Annotated in this window: 27 protein-coding genes, 1 tRNA gene and 1 pseudogene; 7 read left to right on the forward strand and 22 right to left on the reverse strand. The window is 64.2% G+C overall.

Annotated features, from left to right (window positions below):
- Positions 1-8: 8 nt before the first annotated feature.
- The 5 genes from rsfS to obgE all read right to left on the reverse strand — a co-directional run bounded on the left by rsfS (position 9) and on the right by obgE (position 4,785).
- Positions 9-386, reverse strand: coding sequence for a ribosome silencing factor (gene rsfS, locus QFZ88_RS12265; protein ID WP_024923001.1), 378 nt, complete (start codon positions 384-386; stop codon positions 9-11).
- 187 nt (positions 387-573) lie between these two features.
- The gene (locus QFZ88_RS12270; RefSeq protein ID WP_024923002.1) at positions 574-1,161 is read right to left on the reverse strand and encodes a nicotinate-nucleotide adenylyltransferase; all 588 of its coding nucleotides are present in this window, start codon (positions 1,159-1,161) and stop codon (positions 574-576) included.
- A 160-nt stretch (positions 1,162-1,321) separates the two neighbouring features.
- A complete protein-coding gene (locus tag QFZ88_RS12275; RefSeq protein WP_024923003.1) occupies positions 1,322-2,608 on the reverse strand; it encodes a glutamate-5-semialdehyde dehydrogenase in 1,287 nt (428 codons plus the stop codon).
- 3 nt (positions 2,609-2,611) lie between these two features.
- Entirely contained in the window at positions 2,612-3,751 is a 1,140-nt protein-coding gene (gene proB / locus QFZ88_RS12280) for a glutamate 5-kinase (RefSeq protein ID WP_024923004.1), read from the reverse strand.
- 2 nt (positions 3,752-3,753) lie between these two features.
- On the reverse strand, positions 3,754-4,785 hold the full coding sequence (gene obgE, locus QFZ88_RS12285) for a GTPase ObgE (RefSeq protein WP_024923005.1): 1,032 nt from the start codon (positions 4,783-4,785) through the stop codon (positions 3,754-3,756).
- Positions 4,786-4,904: 119 nt separating this feature from the next.
- Here obgE and QFZ88_RS12290 point away from each other — a divergent pair, with 119 nt between their 5' ends.
- The gene (locus QFZ88_RS12290) at positions 4,905-5,774 is read left to right on the forward strand and encodes an endonuclease/exonuclease/phosphatase family protein (protein ID WP_024923006.1); all 870 of its coding nucleotides are present in this window, start codon (positions 4,905-4,907) and stop codon (positions 5,772-5,774) included.
- A gap of 16 nt (positions 5,775-5,790) precedes the next feature.
- Here the strand turns inward: QFZ88_RS12290 and QFZ88_RS12295 are convergent, their stop codons facing one another.
- From QFZ88_RS12295 to rplU, 3 genes and pseudogenes are all read right to left on the reverse strand, one after another.
- Positions 5,791-6,378, reverse strand: coding sequence for a GNAT family N-acetyltransferase (locus tag QFZ88_RS12295; RefSeq protein WP_024923007.1), 588 nt, complete (start codon positions 6,376-6,378; stop codon positions 5,791-5,793).
- A 121-nt stretch (positions 6,379-6,499) separates the two neighbouring features.
- Positions 6,500-6,769 carry a 50S ribosomal protein L27 gene (rpmA, locus tag QFZ88_RS12300; RefSeq protein ID WP_024923008.1) on the reverse strand — a complete coding sequence of 90 codons (270 nt, stop codon included), beginning with the start codon at positions 6,767-6,769 and terminating at the stop codon, positions 6,500-6,502.
- Between the two features lie 103 nt (positions 6,770-6,872).
- Positions 6,873-7,307 (reverse strand): annotated as a pseudogene (gene rplU, locus QFZ88_RS12305) (50S ribosomal protein L21); the annotation flags it as partial.
- Positions 7,308-7,575: 268 nt separating this feature from the next.
- Between rplU and QFZ88_RS12310 the strand changes: the two are divergent.
- A tRNA-Ser gene (locus tag QFZ88_RS12310) sits at positions 7,576-7,665 on the forward strand.
- A gap of 480 nt (positions 7,666-8,145) precedes the next feature.
- On the forward strand, positions 8,146-9,300 hold the full coding sequence (locus QFZ88_RS12315) for a GGDEF domain-containing protein (protein ID WP_024923010.1): 1,155 nt from the start codon (positions 8,146-8,148) through the stop codon (positions 9,298-9,300).
- Positions 9,301-9,416: 116 nt separating this feature from the next.
- Here the strand turns inward: QFZ88_RS12315 and QFZ88_RS12320 are convergent, their stop codons facing one another.
- Both QFZ88_RS12320 and QFZ88_RS12325 read right to left on the reverse strand, forming a co-directional pair.
- Positions 9,417-10,262 carry a fumarylacetoacetate hydrolase family protein gene (locus tag QFZ88_RS12320; protein ID WP_024923011.1) on the reverse strand — a complete coding sequence of 282 codons (846 nt, stop codon included), beginning with the start codon at positions 10,260-10,262 and terminating at the stop codon, positions 9,417-9,419.
- A 26-nt stretch (positions 10,263-10,288) separates the two neighbouring features.
- On the reverse strand, positions 10,289-11,020 hold the full coding sequence (locus QFZ88_RS12325) for an SDR family oxidoreductase (protein ID WP_024923012.1): 732 nt from the start codon (positions 11,018-11,020) through the stop codon (positions 10,289-10,291).
- 347 nt (positions 11,021-11,367) lie between these two features.
- Here QFZ88_RS12325 and QFZ88_RS12330 point away from each other — a divergent pair, with 347 nt between their 5' ends.
- A complete protein-coding gene (locus tag QFZ88_RS12330; protein ID WP_024923013.1) occupies positions 11,368-12,204 on the forward strand; it encodes an amidohydrolase family protein in 837 nt (278 codons plus the stop codon).
- A gap of 120 nt (positions 12,205-12,324) precedes the next feature.
- On the opposite strand, the gene QFZ88_RS12335 is transcribed toward QFZ88_RS12330, so the two are convergent.
- The 6 genes from QFZ88_RS12335 to QFZ88_RS12360 all read right to left on the reverse strand — a co-directional run bounded on the left by QFZ88_RS12335 (position 12,325) and on the right by QFZ88_RS12360 (position 18,141).
- Complete coding sequence (locus QFZ88_RS12335; protein ID WP_024923014.1) at positions 12,325-12,732, reverse strand: F0F1 ATP synthase subunit epsilon; 408 nt, start codon at positions 12,730-12,732, stop codon at positions 12,325-12,327.
- 99 nt (positions 12,733-12,831) lie between these two features.
- Positions 12,832-14,424: a F0F1 ATP synthase subunit beta gene (gene atpD / locus QFZ88_RS12340; protein WP_024923015.1), complete on the reverse strand. Its 1,593-nt coding sequence runs from the start codon at positions 14,422-14,424 to the stop codon at positions 12,832-12,834.
- Positions 14,425-14,497: 73 nt separating this feature from the next.
- The gene (locus QFZ88_RS12345; protein WP_024923016.1) at positions 14,498-15,379 is read right to left on the reverse strand and encodes a F0F1 ATP synthase subunit gamma; all 882 of its coding nucleotides are present in this window, start codon (positions 15,377-15,379) and stop codon (positions 14,498-14,500) included.
- A 30-nt stretch (positions 15,380-15,409) separates the two neighbouring features.
- Entirely contained in the window at positions 15,410-16,939 is a 1,530-nt protein-coding gene (gene atpA / locus QFZ88_RS12350; RefSeq protein WP_024923017.1) for a F0F1 ATP synthase subunit alpha, read from the reverse strand.
- Positions 16,939-17,499, reverse strand: coding sequence for a F0F1 ATP synthase subunit delta (locus tag QFZ88_RS12355; RefSeq protein WP_024923018.1), 561 nt, complete (start codon positions 17,497-17,499; stop codon positions 16,939-16,941). Before QFZ88_RS12355 ends, atpA begins: the two co-directional genes overlap by 1 nt.
- Before the next feature lie 246 nt (positions 17,500-17,745).
- The gene (locus tag QFZ88_RS12360) at positions 17,746-18,141 is read right to left on the reverse strand and encodes a DUF4345 family protein (RefSeq protein ID WP_024923019.1); all 396 of its coding nucleotides are present in this window, start codon (positions 18,139-18,141) and stop codon (positions 17,746-17,748) included.
- A 152-nt stretch (positions 18,142-18,293) separates the two neighbouring features.
- On the opposite strand from QFZ88_RS12360, the gene QFZ88_RS12365 reads away from it, so the two are divergent.
- Genes QFZ88_RS12365 through QFZ88_RS12375 form a run of 3 tightly spaced genes read left to right on the forward strand, consistent with a single transcriptional unit; the run spans position 18,294 to position 20,060 of the window.
- On the forward strand, positions 18,294-19,028 hold the full coding sequence (locus QFZ88_RS12365; protein WP_024923020.1) for an NAD-dependent epimerase/dehydratase family protein: 735 nt from the start codon (positions 18,294-18,296) through the stop codon (positions 19,026-19,028).
- Positions 19,025-19,567 (forward strand): cupin domain-containing protein, encoded by a 543-nt coding sequence (locus QFZ88_RS12370; RefSeq protein WP_024923021.1) that lies wholly within the window; start codon positions 19,025-19,027, stop codon positions 19,565-19,567. Before QFZ88_RS12365 ends, QFZ88_RS12370 begins: the two co-directional genes overlap by 4 nt.
- The gene (locus QFZ88_RS12375; protein ID WP_051504818.1) at positions 19,551-20,060 is read left to right on the forward strand and encodes a MarR family winged helix-turn-helix transcriptional regulator; all 510 of its coding nucleotides are present in this window, start codon (positions 19,551-19,553) and stop codon (positions 20,058-20,060) included. Before QFZ88_RS12370 ends, QFZ88_RS12375 begins: the two co-directional genes overlap by 17 nt.
- 37 nt (positions 20,061-20,097) lie before the next feature.
- Here the strand turns inward: QFZ88_RS12375 and QFZ88_RS12380 are convergent, their stop codons facing one another.
- From QFZ88_RS12380 to QFZ88_RS12405, 6 genes are all read right to left on the reverse strand, one after another.
- Positions 20,098-20,565 (reverse strand): SRPBCC family protein, encoded by a 468-nt coding sequence (locus tag QFZ88_RS12380; RefSeq protein WP_081766838.1) that lies wholly within the window; start codon positions 20,563-20,565, stop codon positions 20,098-20,100.
- A 2-nt stretch (positions 20,566-20,567) separates the two neighbouring features.
- Entirely contained in the window at positions 20,568-20,900 is a 333-nt protein-coding gene (locus QFZ88_RS12385; protein ID WP_024923024.1) for an ArsR/SmtB family transcription factor, read from the reverse strand.
- Positions 20,901-20,909: 9 nt separating this feature from the next.
- The gene (locus QFZ88_RS12390) at positions 20,910-21,602 is read right to left on the reverse strand and encodes a glutathione S-transferase family protein (protein ID WP_024923025.1); all 693 of its coding nucleotides are present in this window, start codon (positions 21,600-21,602) and stop codon (positions 20,910-20,912) included.
- A 137-nt stretch (positions 21,603-21,739) separates the two neighbouring features.
- Positions 21,740-22,246, reverse strand: coding sequence for a GNAT family N-acetyltransferase (locus QFZ88_RS12395; protein WP_024923026.1), 507 nt, complete (start codon positions 22,244-22,246; stop codon positions 21,740-21,742).
- 60 nt (positions 22,247-22,306) lie between these two features.
- Positions 22,307-23,002: an aspartate/glutamate racemase family protein gene (locus QFZ88_RS12400; protein ID WP_024923027.1), complete on the reverse strand. Its 696-nt coding sequence runs from the start codon at positions 23,000-23,002 to the stop codon at positions 22,307-22,309.
- An 11-nt stretch (positions 23,003-23,013) separates the two neighbouring features.
- The gene (locus QFZ88_RS12405; RefSeq protein WP_024923028.1) at positions 23,014-25,197 is read right to left on the reverse strand and encodes a primosomal protein N'; all 2,184 of its coding nucleotides are present in this window, start codon (positions 25,195-25,197) and stop codon (positions 23,014-23,016) included.
- Positions 25,198-25,247: the final 50 nt, after the last annotated feature.

Consider the following 25,247-nt stretch of genomic DNA (forward strand, 5'->3'; position numbering starts at 1 on the left):
CTAACGGCTCAGTGGAGGGTCTCTTCCTCGAGATCGGGTGCCAACCACATCTTTTCAAGATTGTAGAAGTCACGAACCTCTGGACGGAAGACGTGCACGATCACATCGCCGGAATCGATCAGCACCCAATCGGCGCTGGCCAGACCCTCGACGCGCGCGTCGCCCAAGCCGGCGTCCTTCAGCGCTTTGAGGAGATGGTCGGCAACCGCCGTCACATGACGGTTCGAGCGGCCCGACGCGATGACCATATAGTCGCCGAGGCTCGATTTTCCCTGGATGTCGATGGGGACGATGTTTTCGGCCTTGGAGTCTTCCAGACTGGCAAGGACTGTCTTGATGGCGCGGGCCGAGGCGTCGATGCCGCCTATCCCGGCCGCCGAAGGCACGATGTCGGCCTTCTTCCGCAGTGCTGTTCTCAGTGTCTTTCCTTTCACGAGAAGAACAACCAAATCACCGGCAACGCAGGTGACACCACTTAGATAGGCAGAGTCGCATTGCACTTTCAAGACAAACGCTTCGCGTTAACGCGGACACGCCCGCAGGGCGTCATCAACCCGCAGGCAAAGCGGAGGACTATTTCTTTGCCGCCTGCCTGATCTCGGTCGAAGACAAGAGCGAACGCGGGCCATGGATGAAGGTCCAGGCCGGCGCCCTCATGCGCGCCAGGATCGGCGCATCGCCCTCGTCGACGCGGGCGTAGTCGAAGGTCTTGGCGACGACCGAGGACAGGAAGGACAGCGTCGAACCCGGCCTGTCGATGACGGCGATCGGAAAGGTCATCACGATCTGGCGCCAGCGTTGCCAGCGATGGAAATCGCGCAACGAATCCGCTCCCATGATCCAGACGAAGTCGATGCCCGGGTTCTTGGCCCGCACCAGCGCCAGCGTGTCGGCCGTATAGCGGATATGGTGGCTTGCCTCGAAGGCAGTCACCTTGATGCGGGGGTTCTGCGCAATCTTTTCCGAAAGCCTGATGCGTTCGGCAAGCGGCGCCAGTTCGCGCGTGCTTTTCAGGGGATTGCCGGGCGTGACGATCCACCAGAGCTGGTCGAGCGCCAGGCGCCTGAGAGCGATCTCTGCCACCAGCGCATGCCCGGCATGGGCGGGATTGAACGAGCCGCCGAACAGACCGATCTGCATGCCTTTCTCGGCATAGGGCATCCGCAGATATCGGGAGGCGACCGCCTCGCCCTTACCCACATGGGAAGCGTCGATCCGTGAAGCGGAGCCGGCCTGAGGCGCGTCGGAAATCAGTTTTACCCCCAAACCAAGCTCGCGGCACCCGCCACTCTCCCCAAACAAGGGAGAGCAACAATCTCCTTCACGGCCGCACCTGCCCGTTGCCGCGCACCCGGTACTTGAACGATGTCAGCTGTTCGACGCCAACCGGCCCGCGCGCATGCATCTTGCCGGTCGCGATGCCGATCTCGGCGCCCATGCCGAATTCGCCGCCATCGGCGAACTGGGTCGAGGCGTTGTGCAGGAGGATCGCCGAGTCGATCTCGTTGAAGAACCGTTCGACGACGGCCACGTCCTCGGCGACGATCGCCTCGGTGTGATGCGAGGAGAAGGTTTCGATATGCTCGATGGCGCCATCGACACCGTCGACCAGCTTCACCGCGATGATGGCGTCGAGATATTCCGTCACCCAGTCGGCATCCGTGGCGGGTTTGGCATCGCCAAAGGCCTTCAGCACATCGGCTTCGGCATGGATTTCGCAGCCGGCTACGCGCAGGGCCTCCAAAATGGGAATGAGATGCGTACCAGCGACCGCCCTGTCGACCAGCAGCGTCTCGGCGGCGCCGCAGATGCCGGTGCGGCGCATCTTGGCGTTGACGGCGATGGCCACCGCCATGTCGAGCTTTGCCGACTTGTCGATGTAGAGATGGCAGATGCCTTCCAGATGCGCGAACACCGGGACGCGCGCTTCCGTCTGCACACGCTCGACCAGGCTGCGGCCGCCGCGCGGGATGATGACGTCGAGATTGCCGGAAAGCCCCTTCAGCATCTCGCCGACGGCGGCGCGATCCGTGGTCGGCACCAGCTGGATCGCATCCTCGGGCAGATTGGCGGCCTTCAGCCCTTCCACCAGGCAGGCATGAATGGCGGAAGAGGAATTGATGGAATCCGAGCCGCCGCGCAGGATGACCGGATTGCCGGCCTTCAGGCACAAGGCGCCGGCATCGGCGGTGACATTCGGGCGGCTTTCGTAGATCACGCCGATGACGCCGAGCGGCGTACGCACGCGTTCGATGTGCAGGCCGTTCGGCCTGTCCCATTCCGCGATCACGTCGCCAACCGGGTCTTTGAGTGCCGCGATCTCGCGGATGCCGTCGCTGATCGCCTTGATGCGCGCCGAAGTGAGTTTCAGCCTGTCCATCAGCGAAGGCGAAAGGCCTGCTTCTTCGCCGTTCTTCATATCAATTGCGTTGGCGGCGACGATCGCCGCCTCGTTGCGCATAATCGCATCGGCCATCGCAAGCAGCGCGGCATTCTTGCGGTCGCTGGAAGCGATGGCGAGTGGTCGGGCCGCCGCGCGCGCCTTGCGGCCGAGTTCGGCCATCAGCGTGACCGTATTGGCTACCGACCCTTCATGCAGCTTCAGCATGGCTCATTCTCCGCTGTCGGCACCGGCATGGCTCACCACGAGATCGTCGCGATGGATCATCGCCGAACGCGCCTCGTAGCCCAGCACCGCCTCGATCTCGGCTGTCTTGAGGCCGGCGATTCTTACGGCATCGGCCGCATCATAGGCAACCAGCCCGCGGGCAATCTCGCGCCCCTCGGGCGAGAGGATAGCGACGGTGTCGCCGCGCGCGAAATTGCCGCTGACCAGCTTCACACCCGCCGGCAGCAACGATTTGCCGGATATCAGCGCCCCGACGGCGCCGGCATCGACGGTGAGCCGGCCGGCCGGCTCGAGCTGGCCGGCGATCCAGGTCTTGTAGCCTTTCACCGGCGTCGGGCTCGGCTTGAAGAAAGTCGCCCGTTCGCCACGTTCGATCGCCATCAGCGGCGACAGCCTGGTACCCGCCGTGATGATCATCGCCGTGCCGGCGGCATTGGCGATCTTGCCGGCGTCCAGCTTGGTGCGCATTCCGCCGCGCGACAATTCGGAGGCGGCGGCACCGGCCATCGCCTCGATGTCGGGCGTGATGCGCTCGACCACTGGAATGAAGGCGGCATTGGGATCGCGCGCCGGAGGCGCCGTATAGAGCCCGTCAATGTCGGAGAGCAGCACGAGGAGATCGGCGCCCATCATCGTCGCCACCCGCGCCGCCAGCCGGTCATTGTCGCCGTAGCGGATTTCGGACGTCGCCACCGTATCGTTCTCGTTGATGACCGGCACCGCCTTCATCTTCAGCAGCGTCGAGATGGTCGCCCGCGCATTGAGATAACGACGGCGCTCTTCCGTATCGCCGAGCGTCAGCAGGATCTGGCCGGACTTCAGGCCGTGGCCGCCAAGCGCGTCCGACCATGCGCCGGCAAGCGCGATCTGCCCGACGGCGGCGGCGGCCTGGCTTTCCTCCAGCTTGAGCGCCCGCTTGCCCAGTCCCAGAATGGTGCGGCCGAGCGCGATCGCACCCGAGGACACGACGAGAACCTCCGCTCCGCCGGCGGCCAGCGTGCCGACATCCTGCGCCAATGAGGCCAGCCACTCGCGTTTCAAACCGGTCGTGCGGTCGACCAGCAACGCCGAGCCGATCTTCACCGTGATGCGGCGATATTTCTTCAGGGACTGCGCGGACATGACTAGCGTTCCCAGCGCGTATCGACCTTTGCCGGCACGGCGTCGCGTGCCTCGGCCACCACGGCCATCAGTGCGCGCAGCACTGCTTCCACGCCTTCGCCGGTCACCGCCGACAACAAGAGCGGCGCGCGGCCGGCGGCACGTTTCAGCGAGGCCGTCTTCTTCTTGCGTTCGTCGGCGTCGAGAATATCGATCTGCGACAGCGCGACGATCTCGGTCTTTTCCGCGAGCCCGTGGCCATAGGCCACCAACTCGCCCCGCACGGTCTTGTAGGCCTTGCCGGGGTTTTCCTCCTGCGCGGAGACGAGATGCAGCAGCACACGCGTGCGCTCGACATGGCCGAGGAAGCGGTCGCCGATGCCGACGCCTTCATGGGCGCCTTCGATGAGGCCCGGAATGTCGGCGATGACGAATTCACGCGCATCGACGCGGGCAACGCCGAGGCCCGGATGCAGCGTGGTGAAAGGATAGTCGGCGATCTTCGGCTTGGCCGCGGTCACCGCAGCCAGGAAAGTCGACTTGCCGGCATTGGGCAACCCCACCAGCCCGGCATCGGCGATCAATTTGAGCCGCAACCAGATCCACATTTCCTCGCCCGGCAGGCCGGGATTGGCGCGACGCGGCGCCTGGTTGGTCGATGTCTTGAAATGCTGGTTGCCGAAACCGCCATTGCCGCCAGCTGCCAGCCGGAAGCGCTGGCCGATCTGGGTCAGGTCGCAGATCAGCGTCTCGTTGTCCTCGGCATAGACCTGGGTGCCCACCGGCACTTTCAGCACTATGTCGGCGCCCTTGGCCCCGGTCATGTTGCGGCCCATGCCGTGCGTGCCGGTCTTGGCCTTGAAATGCTGCTGGTAGCGATAGTCGATCAGCGTGTTCAGCCCATCGACCACTTCCAGCCAGACATCGCCGCCGCGGCCGCCGTCGCCGCCATCCGGCCCGCCGAACTCGATGAACTTCTCGCGCCGGAAAGACACGGAACCAGCGCCACCGTCACCGGAGCGAATGTAGACCTTGGCTTGATCGAGGAATTTCATCGGACGACGCGATTTCTGCTGCTATGGAACTTCATGAACCTGTCTGCTCTAAACTATGGCGAAGCCTAGAGCGAGAGCGGAGCGGGTCGTTTTTGCGGCCCGGCGCGGGAGAGTTTGTCATGCGGGTAGTGACCTACAACATTCAATACGGCATCGGCCTCGACGGCCGCTATGACCTCGCCCGCATCGTCGATGCGGTTCGTGGCGCCGATGTCATCGCGCTGCAGGAGGTCACGCGCAACAATCCCAAGAATGGCGGACACGACATGGTGGCCGCGATCATGGAAGCGCTGCCCGACTATTTCGCCGTCTACGGTTCCAACTTCGAGGCCAATGCCGGCTCCGCCGTCATCGGCGGGCGTGCCCGCACCGTCACGTTCCAGCTTGGCAACATGGTGTTGTCCAAGACGCCGATCCATCTGTCGCGCAACCTGCTTCTGCCGCGCGGCCGCTCCATCGGCGCGATGAACTTCCAGCGCGGCGCGCTGGAAGCGCTGATCGAAACGCCACTCGGCTTCGTGCGTTTTTATTCCACCCATCTCGATCATCGCAATCCGCTCGAACGCGCCCGGCAGGTTCGCTTCCTGCGCGAACGTTTGTTGAACCATGCGCTCGAAGGCGGCGCCCTCAGCGGTCTCGGCGAAATCGGCCTGCCGGAGCCGCCCTGTCCCGAGGCCTACGTGGTTATGGGCGACTTCAACATGCTTCCCGGTTCGCCCGAATATGTCGAACTTGCCGGCCTGCCCGATCACGAATTCGGCCTGCCCTTGAGCGTCGACCTCGCCGTCGACGCCGCCGCCCGGCTCGGCTCCAGCGGCGCCGACCTCGTCACCTGGGTCGATCCGGACAGACCAAAGGACGAAAGCCGGCACAAGCGCATCGACTACATCTTCACCAGTGCGTCGCTGGCCGGTTCCCTGAAGCGGCTTTGGGTCGACCGCGAAGCCGAAGGCTCCGACCATCTGCCGGTCTGGCTCGAAGTGAACTGACCTATGCCGACCGAGGTTACAGCCGCACCCAGGTCCTCAGGCTCGTCCAGGTCTTGCGGTCGAGCCGGTAGCGCTCGACGGGCACCTGGCCGGCAACGATGGAATTCAGCATGCCCTGCCCGGCATACTGGAAACCGCACTTGTGGATGACCCTGCGCGACGCCGGATTGATGACCCTGGTCGACGCATGCAGAACCTGGATGGTGGTGCGGGTGAAGGCGAGATCGACCAGCGCATGCGCGGCTTCCGTCGCATAGCCGCGCTTCCAGTAGGGCTCGCCGATCCAGTAACCCAGCTCCAGGCCGCGGTCGGTGCCGTTCAATCCGGCGCAGCCGATGAAGGCCCCGGTCTCGGCCAAAGTCAGCGCGAAAACGATGCCGCCGCGCGGTGCGCGCGCCATGGCGAGGAAGGCGCGGGCCTCGTCGATGCCATAGGGATGCGGCATGCGGGCCAGCATTTCGGCGACGTGGCGATTGTCGGCAAGCGTGACCAGCTGCTCGATGTCCGCCTCGCACGGCGCCCGCATCGCCAGGTGCTCGGTGCGCAGCACCGGGCAGTCGATCGTGAAGCCTCCGTCGTCCGTGTAGTCCGCTTCGGCAACCATAGAAAAGTCCTCCAGGCATAAGAAAAAGGGGAGATGGTCACCCATCTCCCCTGATCCATTTCCTGGCTTGGCCAGACACCGGTTCCCGAGATGGGGCGCCGGTGTCGTGGTGCGGAACCGGCTACTCCGCTGCTTTAAGGGTCGGGTTCACCGACACGTAGGTTCGGCCATTGGCTTTTTTGGCGAAGGCGACGGAGCCCTGTTCCAGCGCAAAGAGGGTATGGTCCTTGCCCATGCCTACATTGACGCCGGCATGCCACTTGGTGCCACGTTGACGAATAATAATGTTGCCGGCGAGCACGGCTTCGCCGCCGAACTTCTTCACGCCAAGGCGCTTGGATTCCGAATCGCGACCGTTGCGCGACGAACCGCCAGCTTTCTTGTGTGCCATTTCATTGCTCCTTTGCGCCGCGAAGGCGCCTCAAAATCCTTATGAACGCGTTCGCGTTCCGTTTCAAGCCTGCTTGGGCGACACCAGCCGCCCGGCAGTCTTACTCGGCGGCGGCCTCGGCCTTGGCCTTCTTCGGCGCAGCCTTCTCCTTCTTGGGAGCGGCTTCCGCTGCGACTTCAGCCTTCACCTCGGCCTTGGCGGCCGCCTTCTTCGAAGGCTTGGCGCCACCGACCAGAATCTCGGAGATGCGCACGGTGGTCTGAAGCTGGCGGTGGCCGATCTTGCGGCGCGAATTCTGCCGGCGGCGCTTCTTGAAAGCGATGACGGTGCGGTTCTTGCCCTGCTCGACGACTTCGGCGGTAACCACCGCGCCGTCGACGAACGGAGCGCCGATCACGACATTCTCGCCTTCGCCATGCGCCAGAACCTGGCCGATTTCGACGACGTCGCCGACATTGGCCTCGAGCTTCTCGATCTTGAGCACATCGTTGGCGGCAACGCGATACTGCTTGCCGCCCGTTTTGATGACTGCGAACATTTTTTGCCTTTCGCTGTTCGGTCGGCCTTTATGAACCAAACGATCCTCTCGGGATCAGGCGGTTCGGCCGTCTTTTTGTCAGTCTGCGGGTTTAAAAAACAAGCGGCGCGGAGAATCCCCCACGCCGAATGCGCGTCGTCCCTAACCGAAGGTTCGGCGTGAGTCAAGCAAAGGCCGGAAAAGCCGGCATAAAAGCCTGAGAAGGGCCTTGTGTCCCGGCCAAGCAGCCGTTATCTAGTGCGCCGCGCCGACAGGCCGACCACGCTGCGGAGAAGTGGCTGAGTGGTTGAAAGCACCGCACTCGAAATGCGGCATACTCGCAAGGGTATCGGGGGTTCGAATCCCTCCTTCTCCGCCATCTGGTTCTTTTGGACCGATCCGCTCCCCACAGCACGATATTGCCGCCGATCACCACGGCGCCATCAAATGGCCTGACACCGCCCAGGGCTTTGAAGTCCGGCCACACAGCAGGGTTGTCGAGCGCGCCTTCGGGTGGGCGACCCGACGGCGGCGCCTCGTGCGTGGCTGTGAGGAGCGCATGGACTGCTCCGACGCCATTATCCACGTCGCTCACGGGAGCCTCCTCCTCAGACGGGTCGCTCACCAACAGGCGTTCTCAAACGAACTCCGGGCGGTTGAAGCCGATTCAAGTCACGAAATCTCCAAACGGAATGTAACCGGGCGTTCAGCATGTCGCTAAATCCACTTTCAATGCTTCTCGCCTAGAACGACAGCAGTTTGCATGAAGAGCATGGTTTAGACAGAGGAATATTGAAATTCCACTTGCTCAAAACCTGCCGGGGCCGCCAGAAGGCGAAGGCAATGGTTAAGTACAGCTATGAGTTATGAAGGCGTCGTCGCGCTGCTGAATCCTGCGATGTCGGCAATATATTGCGCATCTTTAGTCGTGCTTTGGCGACATCAACGCCACCTCACCTATATCGTAATCTTCGCTCTTTCATATGCGATCAGGGGCCTCTGCTTCGGCGTCCTCTATTTCGCGTTTACCCAGGAAGCGCTGGTGCTCCGGCTCGTCGCCAACTCGTTTGTCCTTTTGGCTATGATGTTGCTGTACGTCGCGCTGTCCCGCCGAGATAAACAGCGGCCTCGATATGGCATCCTGTTCGCCATCGGCGCGATGTCGCTGGCGGCACTCTATTTCTACATGTTCGTGGAACCGAACTTGCCGGCGCGAGCTTTCATTCTCAATTGGGGGCTGGCGGCGGTCTGCCTGCTGATGCTGGGCGATGTCGGGAGACGTCCCCGCCGCACGCCGGTTGAACAATTGTTTTTCGGGCTCGTCGCCCTTGCTTGCCTGGGTTTCCTGCTTCGTCCCTTCACCTTCCACATTCCCGGTATCGCCGCCGATGAAATCGAAGCCACATACTGGCTGATCGTGTCGATCTCGGATGCTCTCATCTGTGCGACCTTGGGAGTGGGGATTTTCGCGATCATCGCCGTCGACATAATGGACGGTATGAAGACCGAGGCACAGACTGATGCCTTGTCAGGATTGCTCAATCGCAGGGGTTTTGATGCGCGCGCACACGATGCGCTTGCGCGGCAACCGGCCGACGCACGGGCAGCCCTGATCCTGAGCGATCTCGATAATTTCAAGGCGATCAACGATCGCTTCGGGCATAGCGGTGGCGACAGGATCATCCAGACCTTCTCCAGAATCCTCAAGGAGAAAGCCCCGGATGACGCCATCATCGCCCGTCATGGCGGGGAGGAATTCGTGGTCTTGCTTCCATCGGGACAGGCGGCCAATGCCCACAACTTCGCCGAGACTGTTCGGTCCATCTTCAAGGAAGGAACGCTGAATATGCTCTCGGGCGAATTTAGCCCAACAGCGAGCTTCGGGATCGCAGTTGCAAGCGAGGGCGAGAACCTCTCAGGATTGATGATCCGTGCCGACCGCGCACTTTACCAGGCAAAGAGCGAAGGGCGCGATTGCGTCCGGGAAAGCCGGCCAGGCGGCACGACGAGGTAAGGGCTAACGACCGACGCATCCGCCCCGAGACGCCTATCGGATCGCTTCAGTAATGCCGTGAGCCGGCGGGCGGTACTGCGCCGCCTGCCCAGCCCATGGCATTTCAGGCGTCGATGTCAGGCGTCTGCCCTGAAGGTCTGGCGCTGGCTGCCAAGGCCTTCGATGCCGAGTTCGACCACGTCGCCGGCCTTGAGGTAGCGCGGCGGCTTCATGCCCATGCCGACGCCGGGCGGCGTGCCGGTGGAGATGATGTCGCCGGGATGCAGGCTCATGAACTGCGACAGATAGGAGACCAGGAAGGCGACGCCATAGACCATCGTCCGGGTCGAGCCGTTCTGCATGGTTTCGCCATTGACCTTCAGCCACATTTTGAGGTCCTGCGGGTCCTTGACCTCGTCCTTGGTCACCAGCCAGGGCCCGGTCGGGCCGAACGTGTCGCAGCTCTTGCCCTTGGTCCATTGGCCGGACCGCTCGGTCTGGAAAGCGCGCTCCGAAACGTCGTGCGCCACGCAGTAGCCGGCGACATGGTCGAGCGCCTCGGCCTCCGTGACATATTTGGCGGTCTTGCCGATGACGACGGCCAGTTCCACCTCCCAATCGGTCTTTAGCGAACCGCGCGGGATCAGAACATCGTCATCCGGGCCGACGATGGCCGAGCTCGCCTTCATGAAGACCACCGGCTCGGGCGGCACCTGCAGGCCGGACTCGGCCGCATGGTCGGCATAGTTGAGGCCGATGCAGATGAACTTGCCGGTGCCGGCGACGCAGGGGCCGAGGCGCGGTTTGCCGGACACCGCCGGCAATGCCTTCGGGTCGAGCCTGGCCAGCGCCGTGAGCGATGCCGGGTCCAGCACCTTGCCGGCGATGTCGGCGACATGGCCCGACAGGTCGCGGAGCGTGCCGTCTCCATCGACAAGGCCGGGCTTCTCGGCGCCGACGGCGCCATAGCGAACGAGTTTCATGCAAATCCTCCAGTTCGTTCCAGTCGTCAGATCGACCAGCCGCCGTCGATGGCGTAGGCTTGGCCGGTCGTGTAGGTGGCGCCGGCCAGATGCACGGCGAGCGCGGCGATCTCCTCCGGCGTGCCGAGCCGGCCCATCGGCTGGCGGGCGATGAAGGCGGCCCGCGCGGCCTCATAGTCGCCCTGCGCGCGCATGCGGCTCTCCAGCGAAGGGCTTTCCACGGTGCCCGGACAGATGGCGTTGCAGCGAATGCCCCTGGAGACGAAGTCAGCGGCGATCGATTTGGTCAGCCCGATCACCGCCGCCTTGGTCACGCCATAGGCGAAGCGGTTGGGCACGCCCTTGATGCTGGACGCCACCGACGACATGTTGATGATCGAACCGTCGCCGCGTTCCAACATGCCCGGCAGCACCGCCTGGATGGTGCGCACCATGGCCTTCACATTGAGATTGAAGGCGAAGTCGAGATCGCCATCCTTCATCTCCAGCACCGAGCCGGAATGGACGAAGCCGGCGCAGTTGAACAAAACGTCGACACGGCCGATTTCGGCGAAAGCGCTGGCCACCGCGCCGTCGTCGAGCACATCGAGCCGGCGGGCGGTAATGCCCTTGGTCTTGGCCAGTTCGGCAAGCAGGGCCTCGTTGATATCCGTCGCAACCACGCGTGCGCCAGCTTCAACCAAGGCGAGCGCACTTGCCCGCCCGATGCCTTGCGCGGCCGCCGTCACCACCGCGACCTTGCCGTCGAGAGTACCCATGAACCGTCTTCCTCCTCCACGCCGGCGCCTTTGGCGCTTCGGCCGCCTCACTCACCGTCCCGGCGCCACCATCCGCGATCCGCAAGATGGACGCCGCGGCCGCCTCCTGGCCGTTCCGTCCGCATCCCTCGCCATGATGATCGCACGCACGGATAGTGCAGCCGATAGGGCCGGTCCTTGAGGGCCGACCGGCCGTACCTTACGGAAAGGCCATTGTCTTGGCCACCTCGTCTTGACGCCGGCATTGCAAAAAAGCTTCCCGGCAAGAAGCATTTCCTTCCCGTCCGATTGATGCTCTCATGGACAAAATGGGAGGCATGCCTTCCGCCGTTTCGAGGGAAGCAGCCATGATCGTCGACACCCATCTGCATCTGATCGACAGGCGGGCGCTGCGCTATCCCTGGCTGACCGGTGCACCAGCACTCAACCGGGATTTTTCGCATGCGGACTATGCGGTCGAAGCGCGCCGCGCCGGCATCGAGACGGCCATGCATATGGAGGTCGATGTCGATCCCGCCGACATCGAAGCCGAGACGGCCTATGTGAAGGCACTGGCGTCGGACAGGGAAAGCCTGGTCAGCGGCGCCATCGTTTCCTGTCGGCCGGAACTGGCGAGCTTTCCTGCCTATCTGGAGCGTGTGCGCGCCGATCCCTTCGTGAAGGGCTTTCGCCGTGTCCTGCATGTCGTGCCGGACGATGTCTCGGAAGGCGCGCTGTTTCGCGAGAATATCCGCAAGATCGGCGGCAGCGGTCTTACTTTCGACCTCTGCGTACAGCCGCATCAGATCCCGAAAGCGATCGCGCTCGCCGACCTCGCCCCGGATGTCCGCTTCGTGCTCGACCATTGCGGCGTGCCGGACATCAGGGGCAAGGCCGATCATCCCTGGCGCGCGCATGTCGCCGAGATCGCCCGCCGGCCGAATGTGATCGCCAAGATCTCCGGCATCGTCGCCTATGCCGATCCGTCGAGCTGGACGGTCGCCACCTTGCGCCCCTATGTCGAACACGTCATCGCCAGTTTCGGCTGGGATCGCGTGGTCTGGGGCAGCGACTGGCCGGTCTGCACCCTTGGCGGCGGCCTTTCGACATGGGTAGCAGCAACGCACGCTTTGCTCGAAGGCTGTAGCGAGGACGAACGCAGCCGGCTTCTGTCGGCGAATGCGAGACGGTTCTGGAATCTGTAGCGGCCGGGTATTTCCCACCCTGGCGGGAGACACTCCAACCCGCCCGAAACTGCGAAACACGGGCCAAAAAACAAAAAAGCCGGGCTGAGACCCGGCTTTTCGTTCTTTGATGCAGGCCGCTCAGGCCGGCAGGATGGCGCCTTCCAGCGTGGTCAGCTGGTGCAGGAACTGCTCTGCCTTGGTGCGCGATGCATCGTCCTTGGCGTCGTTCATGTCCTCGCGCGCTTCCTGGATGCGGCGAGCGATGTCGGCGCGGTCGATGTCCTTCACGGCCACCGCCGATTCGGCCAGCAGCGTGCAGCCCGAGGGCAGGATGTCGGCGAAACCGCCGAATACCACGTAGCGCTGTTCCTGGCCGCCGGCGGTCTTCACCGTCACGACACCCGGCTTGATGGTGGTCATGACCGGCGCGTGCTGCGCCATCACGGTCATCTCGCCTTCCGCACCCGGAATGACGACGGACTCGACCTGTTCCGAGACCAGCAGGCGCTCGGGCGAGACCAGTTCGAATTTGAAAGCTTCAGCCATGTCGTTCTAGCGAACAGCGAATAGTGATTAGCGAATAGATTTCGCCACTGGCCATCACATCTTCCTTATTCGCTACTCCCTATTCGCTTTTCGCTCCGATCAAGCCGCTTCGGCGGCCAGACGCTGGGCCTTCTCGACCGCCTCGTCGATGTTGCCGACCATGTAGAAGGCGGCTTCCGGCAGGTGGTCGTAGTCGCCGTTGCAAAGGCCCTTGAAGCCCTTGATGGTGTCGGCGAGGTCGACCAGCTTGCCCGGCGCACCGGTGAACACTTCGGCGACGAAGAACGGCTGCGACAAGAAGCGCTCGATCTTGCGGGCGCGCGCCACCGTCTGCTTGTCCTCTTCCGAAAGCTCGTCCATGCCCAGGATGGCGATGATGTCCTGCAGCGACTTGTAGCGCTGGAGGATCGACTGCACCTGGCGGGCGACCTGGTAGTGCTCGTCGCCGACGATCAGCGGGTCGAGCATGCGCGAGGTCGAGTCGAGCGGATCGACGGCCGGGTAGATACCCTTTTCCGAGATGGCGCGGTTCAACACGGTCGTCGCGTCAAGGTGGGCGAACGAGGTTGCCGGCGCCGGGTCGGTCAAGTCGTCGGCGGGCACGTAGATGGCCTGCACCGAGGTGATCGAACCCTTGGTCGTGGTGGTGATGCGTTCCTGCAGCGCGCCCATGTCGGTGGCGAGCGTCGGCTGATAACCCACGGCCGAAGGAATACGGCCGAGCAGAGCCGACACTTCCGAACCCGCCTGGGTGAAGCGGAAGATGTTGTCGACGAAGAACAGCACGTCCTGGCCCTGGTCGCGGAAATATTCAGCGACCGTCAGACCGGTCAGAGCGACGCGGGCGCGGGCTCCCGGCGGCTCGTTCATCTGGCCGTAAACCAGCGCTGCCTTCGAGCCCTGGCCGCCGCCCTTCTTGTTGACGCCCGACTCGATGAACTCGTGATAGAGATCGTTGCCTTCGCGGGTGCGCTCGCCGACGCCGGCGAACACCGAATAACCGCCATGCGCCTTGGCGACGTTGTTGATCAGTTCCTGGATCAGAACGGTCTTGCCGACGCCAGCGCCGCCGAACAGGCCGATCTTGCCGCCGCGGGCGTAAGGTGCCAGCAGGTCGAGAACCTTGATGCCGGTGACGAGGATCTGTGCCTCGGTCGACTGATCGACATAGGCCGGGGCCGGCTGGTGGATGGCGCGGATTTCAACGCCGTCGACCGGACCGGCTTCGTCAACCGGCTCGCCGATGACGTTGATGATGCGGCCGAGCATGCCCGGACCGACCGGAACCGAAATCGGCGCGCCGGTGTCGTAGACGGCCTGTCCGCGAACCAGACCTTCCGAGGTGTCCATGGCGATGCAGCGCACGGTGTTTTCGCCGAGGTGCTGGGCGACTTCGAGAACCAGGCGGTTGCCGACGTTCTCGGTCTCCAGCGCGTTCAGGATCGCCGGCAGGTGATCTTCGAACTGCACGTCGACGACGGCGCCGATGACCTGACGGACCTTGCCGGCGGCACCGACCGGCTTCTTGACCGGAGCCGGCGCCTTGACGCTTGCCACGGCCTTGGCCGGAGCTGCCGCCTTGGCGGGAGCCGCTGCCTTCTTAGCCGGAGCGGCCTTTGCCGCCGCCGGCGCCTTGGGAGCGGCCGCGGCCTTGGCCGGTGCTTCCTTCTTCGGGGTCGCTGCTTTCGCCATCGTCTTTACCCTTTTTCGTCCGTTTGGTTACCGCGTGATCCGTGCGAAGGCGGCGTGCCTTCGCGGTTCACGCTTAGAGCGCTTCGGCGCCCGAAATGATTTCGATCAGTTCCTTGGTGATCTGCGCCTGGCGCTGGCGGTTATACGTGATCGACAGCCTGTTGATCATGTCGCCTGCGTTGCGCGTCGCACTGTCCATTGCGCTCATCTTGGCGCCCATCTCGCCGGCCGCGTTTTCAAGCAGCGCCCGGAAGATCTGCACCGCGATGTTGCGCGGGATGAGGTCGGAGAGGATTTCGCCCGGCTCCGGCTCGTATTCATAGACGGCGGCGCCGTTCGCGGCCTCGCCCGAAGACTGAGCGGAAGCGGCGGGAATGATCTGCTGCGCGGTCGGAACCTGGCTGATCACCGACTTGAACTGCGAATAGAACAGCGTGCAGACGTCGAACTGGCCGTCATTGAACAGGCCGATCACCTTCTTGGCGATCCCGTCGGCGTTGACGAAGCCCAGCGTGCGCACTTCGCGCAGGTCGACGCGGTCGAGGATTTGCCCGGCGAAGTCGCGACGCAGGATATCGTAGCCCTTCTTGCCGACGCAGATGATCTTCACCTGCTTGCCATTGGCGAGCAGCCGGCGGATGTGGTCGCGCGCCAGTCGGGCGATCTGCGAGTTGAAGCCGCCGCACAGGCCGCGCTCGGCCGTGCAGACGACGAGCAGATGCACGTCGTCCTTGCCGGTGCCGGTCATCAGCGCAGGAGCGTCGCCGCCACCGCCGACCGCCTGGGTGATGTTGGCCAGCACCGCGCCCATCCGCTCGGAATAGGGACGCGCCGCTTCCGCGGCCTCCTGGGCACGACGCAGCTTCGCCGCGGCGACCATCTGCATCGCCTTGGTGATTTTCTGCGTCGCCTTGACGGAGGCGATGCGGTTACGAAGGTCTTTTAGTGAAGCCATGCTCCGAACCCGGTCCCGTCTTCCGCCGCTTTACGCGAAGGTCTTGGCGAAGTTGTCGATTTCGGCCTTGAGCTTGCCGCGCAGATCGTCCGACAGCGCCTTCTCCTTGCGGATCGCATCGAGAATGGCCTTGCCGGCCGTGCGCATATGGGTGAGCAGGCCCTGCTCGAACTTGCTGACCTGGTTCAGCGCCAGCTTGTCGAGATAGCCGTTCACGCCGGCGAAGATCACCGCGACCTGCTCTTCGGTCTTGAGCGGCGAGAACTGCGGCTGCTTGAGGAGTTCCGTCAGACGCGAACCGCGGTTCAACAGGCGCTGCGTGGCGGCGTCGAGATCCGAGCCGAACTGAGCGAAGGCCGCCATTTCACGATACTGGGCGAGCTCGCCCTTGATCGAGCCGGCAACCTGCTTCATCGCCTTGATCTGCGCCGACGAACCGACGCGCGACACCGACAGACCGACGTTCACGGCCGGACGGATGCCCTGGAAGAACAGATTGGTCTCGAGGAAGATCTGGCCGTCGGTGATCGAGATCACGTTGGTCGGGATGTAGGCCGAGACGTCGTTGGCCTGCGTCTCGATGACCGGCAGCGCGGTCAGCGAACCGTTGCCCATGTCGTCGTTGAGCTTGGCGGCGCGCTCGAGCAGGCGCGAGTGCAGGTAGAAGACGTCGCCCGGATAGGCTTCGCGGCCCGGAGGACGGCGCAGCAGCAGCGACATCTGGCGGTAGGCGACGGCCTGCTTGGACAGATCGTCATAACCGATCAGCGCGTGCTGGCCGTTGTCGCGGAAATATTCGCCCATGGTGCAGGCGGTGAACGGCGCCAGGAACTGCATCGGAGCCGGGTCCGAAGCGGTGGCGGCGACGATGATCGAGTAGTCGAGCGCGCCGCGCTCTTCCAGAACCTTGACGAACTGCGCGACGGTCGAGCGCTTCTGGCCGACAGCGACGTAGACGCAGAACAGCTTCTCCGATTCAGGGCCGGTCTCGTGCACCGACTTCTGGTTCAGCATGGTGTCGAGAATGATGGCTGTCTTGCCGGTCTGACGGTCACCGATGACCAGCTCGCGCTGGCCGCGACCGACCGGGATGAGCGCGTCGATGGCCTTGAGGCCGGTCGACATCGGCTCGTGCACCGACTTGCGCGGAATGATGCCGGGGGCCTTGACGTCGACGCGCATACGCTTGTCGGCCTTGATCGGGCCCTTGCCGTCGATCGGGTTGCCGAGGGCGTCGACGACGCGGCCGAGCAGGCCCGGACCGACCGGAACGTCCACGATGGCGCCGGTGCGCTTGACGGTGTCGCCTTCCTTGATGTCGCGGTCGGCACCGAAGATGACGACGCCGACATTGTCGGCTTCGAGGTTGAGCGCCATGCCGCGGATGCCGCCGGGGAACTCGACCATTTCGCCCGCCTGGACGTTGTCGAGACCGTAGACGCGGGCGATACCGTCACCCACCGACAGAACCTGACCGACTTCGGAAACTTCGGCTTCCTTGCCGAAATTCTTGATCTGGTCTTTCAGAATTGCGGAAATTTCCGCGGCGCGGATGTCCATCAGCCGACCTCTTTCAGTGCAAGCTTGAGCGAATTGAGTTTGGTTTTGAGCGACGTATCGATCTGGCGCGAGCCCATCTTCACGACCATGCCGCCGAGCAGCGAGGGATCGACCGTAACGGCGATCGTCACATCCTTGCCCGCGACGCTTTTCAGCGCGGCCTTGAGTTCGGTTTCCTGGGCGGAAGTCAGCGCATGCGCCGACGTAACCTCGGCCGCCACTTCGCCGCGGTGTTCGGCGGCGATACGGCGGAACGCCTTGATCATGCCAGGCACTGCGAACAGGCGGCGGTTGCCGGCCACGACACGCAGGAAGTCACCGGCGAGACCGCCGATCTTGGCCTTGTCGACGATGGCGGAAATGGCACGGACCTGCTCCTCGGTCGAGAAGACCGGGCTGCCGATGAGGCGCGTCAGGTCGGCACTGCCGGCAAGCATCGCGTCGAAGCTGTTAAGGTCGGCCTCGACCTTGGCAACGGATTTCGCTTCGAGCGCGAGCTCGAAAAGCGATGACGCGTAGCGTTCAGCGACAGCGGAGATTGGCGAGGACGTTTGGGCCACGGACCGTCTTTTCTCTTGTCTGACAGGCCGCAGATTGTTGGCGCGAGCGAAAACTCTGGCTAAATCTTTGACCTTACTAAATTTTTCCAAGCCAAGGGACGTGGCTTCCGCTGTTCCCCGGCCGAAAGTCGGTTGCCGTCTAGCACAGGCTTTTCAGGACCGCAATGCGTCCACGGACACGCTTTCAAGGCACTTTTGTCGCATCCAGCGGTCGAGTTCAATGGGCGCGGCCGGATTCGGCGCGATTCAGGGCAAAAAGCCGAAGGCGAAGGCGAGCGGCATTGCCGCCAGCACGATCTCCACCACGACCGCCGCCCAGTTGTAGGGCGTGTTGGCTCCGTCGGACATCATGGCGAGGATTCTTCCGAAGGCGGTGAACAGCCAGGAGAAGCCGAGCGCCATGTAGAGCAGCGGCTGGGCAAGCAGGATCGCGCACAGCCCGACGCCCAGGTAGAAACCGGCCATGCGGGCGCGCCCCTCGGCGATCGCCTCGGGTTTCTCCGGCTTGGGCTGGAGCCGCAGGAGCTTGAAGCAGAGGCCGGGCGCGAAGAACAGCGCCAGACCCAGGACGAGCGTGACGGCCGCGCTCGACCAGGCGAGCCATTCACCGTGGCTGGTCGGCCATGGAAACGAAAATGCCATTTGCTCGGATCCCCTCGAAAGCGTGCGCCGCATTGAAGATCATCGCCTTGGGAAGTCAAGCACGGCCGGCGCCTGGCCGGCAGCGCACGGTGCCCGATTGACTTATTATCAGCACACTGATATCAGTGCTTTGATACATGAAGGAGAGCGAGATGGCTCATCGGATTTTCGTCGCTGGCGCCACCGGGGCGATTGGACGCCGCCTCGTGCCGCTTTTGATCGAGGCAGGCCATACGGTCTGGGGCACGACCCGCTCCGCTTCCAAGGCGACGGAACTGCAGAGCGCCGGCGCCAATCCGGTGATCGTCGACGTGTTCGATGCAGCGGCCCTGTCGGCGGCGATGCTTGCCGCCCGCCCGACCATCGTCGTCCACCAGTTGACCGACCTGCCGCAAGGCCTCGACCCGGCGCGGATGGCCACCGCGATCGCCGGCAACGCCCGCATCCGCGACGAGGGCACCCGCAATCTGATCGAGGCGGCGAGAAAAGCCGACGTGAAGCGGCTGATCGCGCAGAGCATCGCCTGGGCCTATGCGCCCGGGCCACTGCCGCACGGCGAACAGGACCCGCTCGACGCCGGCGCTGAAGGTCCACGCGCCATAAGCGTGAACGGCGTCATCGCGCTGGAACGCCAGGTTCTTGGCGCACCCGGCATGGACGGCATCGTGCTGCGATACGGCCAGCTCTACGGCCCCGGCACCGGGGCGGACGCGCCGAAACCAGGCGCGTCGGTGCATGTCGACGCCGCAGCCCATGCCGCCCTGCTTGCCGTCGAGCGCGGCACGGCCGGCGCCTACAACATCGCCGAACCGAACGAGCAGGTGTCCACCGACAAGGCCGTCGCCGAGCTCGGCTGGCGTGCCGGTTTCAGGAGGGCCCGGGCATGAGCAGCCAGGGTTTCGAAGCCGAGATCTTCAGCGGCCGGCGCAAGCGGTACTATCTCGGCGGCCTGACCGCCGCCGCGGCGATCGGCGCCAGCATCGCCGGTTTCCATGCGCTGGCGACATCGCCGCGCCCGGCAACAATCCATATGGCCGAAAGCGCCTCGCCTGTCAGCGCGTCCGGCCGGCCGGTCACCGAGATCAAGCCGATTTCCTGCACGCCGCTGCCCGACATTACCGGCAAGGCCGTCACCATGGCGATCGTCAACTTCCCGCCCGACGCCTACACGCCGCGCCATCGCCATCCCGGCAATGTCACTGCCTTCGTGCTCAAGGGCACGCTCAAGTCACAGCTCGCCGGCGAGCCGCCAATGACCTACACCGAGGGGCAGAGCTGGTTCGAGCCGACCGGGGCGATCCACCTCTATGCCGAGAACGCCAGCAAGACCGAGCCGGCATCGCTGCTCGCCATGTTCATCGCCGACGAGAATTGCGGCCCCTTGACGATCCCGATGCCCGACGGACACGATGGCCACGCCAGTTAAGCAGGGGGACGGCATCATAACCAGGACAAAGCCCGAGAAACCGATACCGCGTGCCGGCGAGGGCAAGCGTGGCGAGGATGGCTATTTCGGCTATCTGCTGCGCCAGGCCGCGGGTGCCTATCGCTACCGCATGGAGGCAGCCCTGGTCGATCTCGGCATCACCCAGCCGCAATTCGCGGTGATGGCGATGCTGGGCGCCTATCCCGGCCTCTCCAATGCCGATCTGGCGCGCACCGCGCTTTTGACGCCGCAGACGCTCAGCGTCATCATCGCCAATCTCGAAAAGGCCGGATTGATCGTCAAGCGCCGCCACGCCGCCAACGAACGCATCCGCCAGCTCGAATTGAGCGAAAAGGGCAAAACCATCTATGCCGAGGCGCGCGACCGCGTGCGTCTCCTGGAAGCCGACCTCGCCGCCGGCTATTCGCAGGACGAGCAGAAGATCGTCCGCCGCTGGCTCGCCGCCGTCACCGCCGGCACCCGGGACGGCTAGCCGTCATCGGCGGTCGATTTCGGCGACGCCGTGCTGTTCAATGCACGCTGGCGACATCCATGGCGATGATATCGACCAGCCGGTCCAGACCGTCGCCGGTACCGGCAATGCGCTGGCGCATCGAGGCCGCATCGCCGAGATAGGCCATCTGCTCGGTGAACACCATGCGGGTGCCGGCGCCCTCCGCCATCAGCTCGACGGTGGCCAGCGAGGCCGAGACGCGCTCGCCCGCGGACGTCATGTCGAAGGCATAGATGATGCGCCGGGCCGGCACGATATCGAGATAATGGGCGAGGAAGGTTTGTTCCTGTCCGTTGGTCATGCGCCAGCGTTTGGCCTCGACGCCGCCGATCTGGAAATCGAAGCGCTCCTCCAGCACCGTCCAGTCGGGGTGACAGCCGGTCCAGCGCTCCTTCAGCGCCGGCTCGGAAAAGAAGCGGAAGGCGTGTTTCGGACTTGCCGCCAACATGCGCTCGACGACGAAGGTCTTGTGTTCGATAGCCATGATCATTCCTCTTCGGGCATATCGGCGATGGCTTGGACGAGCCGGTCGAAGGCCGCATTAAGCGCGGTCTCGCGCGCCTGCACCCAGTCGTTGACGGCCAGGAACGCATCCCGCCGCATGCTATAGGTGCGGGTGCGGCCGGCCTTGCGCGACGCCACGATGCCGCCCTCCTCCAGCACTTTCAGGTGTTTCACCGCCGACGGCAGGCGCATGTTGGTTGGTCGCGCCAGTTCTTTCACCGTGGCCGGCCCGCGCGCCAGCTGTTCGATCATGCCGCGCCGGCCGGGATCGGCGAGCGCCAGGAAGATGCGGTCGAGAGTTTGGGCTTGCTGCATCGCACCACCTCAGGCGAAAGCGGAGCCGTTCGCGAAACGCTCCGGCATCACTTCGCGATAGGGGAACATCGAGAAGAACGGCCGCGCTTCCTCGAGCGTTCTCTTGATCGAAGGCCGTGCCAGCAGGCGCTCGAAATAGGCGCGCAGATGATGCTGGTCGGGCGCGAATGGATGGACCATCGAGCCGAAGAACAGGCCGGGCGTCGCGGCGCAATCGGCAATGGTGAAATCGTCGCCGGTCGCCCATGTCTTGTCGGCCATCTGGCCGTCGATCATCGCATAGGCGGTGTCGAGCGCGCGATGCGCGTCGGCAACGCCGATGGCATCGTTGCCGCCGGCTGGGCGCAGCCGGTCGGTGACGATCTTCTGCATCGGCACGCCGACATAAAGGTCGAAGAAGCGATCCCACAGGCGGGCGTCCAGCCGCTGCTCCTCGTTGCGGGGCAGCATCGGCAGCGAACCGGGGTAATGCTGCTGGACATATTCGATGATGATGCTGGTTTCCGGCACCACGCGGTTGCGGGCGCCATCGTGCAGCACCGGGATCTTGCCCACCGGCCAGCGAGCCAGATGGTCCGCCGTCGAGCCGGCTTCCATCAGGTCAACCGTCTCGGAACGGAAGTCGACAGCGTTCTCATAGAAGGCGATCAGCACCTTGTGGCAGAACGAGGCGAGCGGATGGATGTAGAGCGTCAGCGACATGAGCAAATCCAGATAGTTTCCTTCCAAAGAAACTATCTGGATGACCTTCCAGTCGCAATCAAAAGTTTCCATGCAAGGAAACTGTCCTGACAAACCTTGCCACTAGGCGTTGTGGACAGAACCGATGAGGAACGGGTTCACAAGGCTCTGGTCAGCCGGTGTAACACGTGGACTTTGGAACCGATCTGTCGTGGTTCAAAACTCTTCTCGATCACAAATCCCTCGCGTTCCCAGAAGGCCCGACCGCGCGCATTTTCATCCAGCACCGCGACCGGCATCCGCTTGCACTTCCGCAACCGCGCCTCGTTGACGAGGCACTCCAGGAACTGCCGACCAACACCTTGCGAACGGACGCCGGGATCGATGAGCAGGAGCCCGATATAGGCATCGGGTTTTTCCGGATAGCCGAAAGACATGTCGGCAATGCCAATGATTCCGCCGTCCGCCCTGGCGCACGCGGATTTCAACGAATCGCCGGGATCGCAGCCGGGCGCACGGTCTTCGAAGAAGGCGCCGGCTGTCGACGCATCGGCAAGCTGCCCGCTCTCGAACATCACATAGTCGGCCGCCCGCTCGAAAAATGCCGCCACCGCATCGACGTGCCGTTCACGCGAGAGTGGATGAAAGTCGAGTTCGGTTTTCATGGACAATGGCGGCTCGCGAAATCAGCCCAATGATCGAAAAACGGGCAGGTCAAAGCTTTTTCAACCCAGCGCGAACTCCACCGCCGCTTCGGCGTGGATCCTGGTCGTGTCGAACACCGGTAGGTCAAAATCGTCCTGGCCGATCAGCATGGTGATTTCGGTGCAACCCATGATGACGCTGTCGATCTCGTTGGCCTGCCGCATCTTCGCGACCTCGGCGATATAGGCCGTCTTCGATGCCTTGCTCACCACGCCACGGCACAGTTCCTCATAGATGACGCGGTGGACCATGGCGCGGCCTTCCGCGTCGGGAACGACCGGGGCCATGCCGTGCCTGCGCGCCAGCCTGCCCTTGTAGAAATCCTGTTCCATGGTGAAGGCGGTGGCGAGCAGCGCCGGCTTCGTCGCCCCGGCCCGCTTCATCGTACCGGCCGTGGCATCCGCGATATGGATGAGCGGGATGGAAACGGCGGCCTGCACCTCGTCCGCCATGCGGTGCATGGTGTTGGTGCAGATCAGAAGGCCTTCCGCTCCGGCGCCCTCCAGTCGGCGCGCGACATCGGCAAGCAGCCTGGCGGCGGCATCCCAATCGCCGGCGCTCTGATGCGCCGCGATGGCGGCGAAATCGAATGAGTAGAGCAAAAGCTCGGCCGAATGCAGCCCACCAAGCCGTTCCCGCACGATCTCGTTGAGCAGGCGATAGTAGATCGCCGTCGATTCCCAGCTCATGCCGCCGATCAGGCCAAGCGTCTTCATGGACGTCCTCCTCAAAGGAAACTCTGCGGGTCGATGTCGACGCTCACCCGCACCGAGCCGCGCAGCTTTGGCCCGTCGGCCAGCATGCGGCGCACGAAGCCCTGAATGTCCGAACGCTTCTCGCCATGGATCAAAAGACGGAACCGGTGGCGGCCGCCGACCAGCGCCAGCGGCGCTTCGGCGGGACCCAGCACGAAGATATCCGACGCCTCGGGCACCGCGCGACGCAGGCCGCGCGCATGCGCCTCCGCTTCCTGCCGGGTCTCCGCGCTGACGATGATGCCGGCCAGCCGGCCGAAGGGCGGCAGCGCGGCACGTTCGCGCTCGGCGATCTCGCGCTCGTAGAAGGCAGCGGCATCGCCCGAAACGATCGCCTTCATCACCGGGTGGTCCGGTTGATAGGTCTGCAAAAGGCCGAGGCTCTTCTTGCCGGTGCGCCCGGCGCGGCCGGTGACCTGCGACAAGAGCTGGAACGTGCGCTCGGCGGCGCGCGGGTCGCCATTGGCGAGGCCGAGATCGGCATCGACGACGCCGACCAGCGTCATGTTCGGGAAATTGTGACCCTTGGCGACGAGTTGCGTGCCGATGACGATATCGGCGTCGCCGTTGGCGATCGCCTCAAGTTCGAGCCGCAGCCGCCGCACGCCCCCGACGAGGTCGGAGGAGAGCACGATGGTCCGCGCTTCCGGAAAGGTTGCCACCACCTCTTCGGCGATGCGCTCCACGCCCGGCCCGCATGCCACCAGATGGTCGAACGTGCCGCATTCCGGGCAGGCGTCAGGCCGTTTCTCGTTGTGCCCGCAATGATGACAGACGAGCTGTCCGCGGAACCGGTGTTCGACCAGCCAGGACGAGCAGACCGGACAGCCGAAACGGTGACCGCAGACCCGGCACAGCGTCAGCGGCGCATAACCGCGCCGGTTGAGGAACAGCAGCGACTGCTCGCCCTTTTCCAGGGTCTTGCCCATCTCCGCCACGAGCAGCGGCGACAGGAAGCCGCCGCGCGGCGGCGGCGCGCGGCGCATGTCGATCGAGCGCAAGGTGGGCAGCGCCGCCTCCGCGAAGCGCGTCGGCAGGTCGACCCGGCCATAACGGCCCTGATTGGCATTGACCTGGCTTTCCACCGAAGGCGTGGCGGAAGCCAGCACGACCGGGAACGCGCCGATATGGCCGCGCACCACCGCCATGTCGCGCGCATTGTAGAAGACACGGTCCTCCTGCTTGTAGGCCGGGTCGTGTTCTTCGTCGACGACGATCAGGCCAAGCTCCTTGAACGGCAGGAACAATGCCGAGCGCGCGCCGGCCACCACCCGCACCGTACCTTCCGCCACCTGCCGCCACACCCGTTCGCGGGTCTTTGGCGCGAGGTCGGAATGCCATTCCGCCGGCTTGGCGCCGAAGCGCGACTGGAAGCGTTCCAGGAAGGCATGGGTGAGCGCGATTTCCGGCAGCAGGATGAGCACCTGCCTGCCCTTGTCGAGCGCCGCCGCCACCGCCTCGAAATAGACCTCCGTCTTGCCCGAGCCGGTGACGCCGTCCAGCAGGGTGACGCCGAAGGCCCCGGCCGATGCGCTGGCGTGCAGCGTTTCCGCCGCCGCGGCCTGGTCCGGCGTCAGTTCCGACCGGGCATAGGTCGGGTCCGGCGGCGCCACGACGGGCCGTGGCGGGATCATCACCGTCTCGAACGCGCCTTGTGCCTTCAGCCCGTCGATGACGGTCGAGGAAACGCCGGCCGCGTGCGCGAGGCCCGACCGGGTCCAGGCCAGCCCGCCATCGGCGGTTTCCAGCACCCGCGCCCGCGCCGCCGTCATCCGGTCGGGCGCGATCGCGGTGCGCTGCAGCCCTTCGATCCACGGCTCGGGGTCGAAAGCTTCCGGCGCACGCAACAGCATGCGCGCGACAAGGCCCGGCGGCGTCAGCGTGTATTGCGCGATCCAGTCGACGAAGCGTCGCATGTCGTGGTCGATCGGCGGGCAATCGAAGACGTGGTCGATGGGTCTCAGCTTCTTCGCCTCGACCCGTTCGACCGCCCCGTCCCAGACGACACCCGCCACCAGCCTCGGTCCCAGCGGCACGCGCACGATGGAACCCGGCACCACCAGCATGCCTTCGGGCACGGCATAGGTATAGGCGCGTTCGGCGGGCATCGGCACCAGCACCGGTGCGGCCGTCATGAAGGGCGAATCTTCTTTCATCAGGCGTGACCTTGCCCCGACTTTGGTCTAGAGCAAAGGGCGGCGCCAAA

This window comes from Mesorhizobium sp. YL-MeA3-2017, from assembly GCF_030814575.1.
Classification (GTDB): Bacteria; Pseudomonadota; Alphaproteobacteria; order Rhizobiales; family Rhizobiaceae; genus Mesorhizobium; species Mesorhizobium terrae.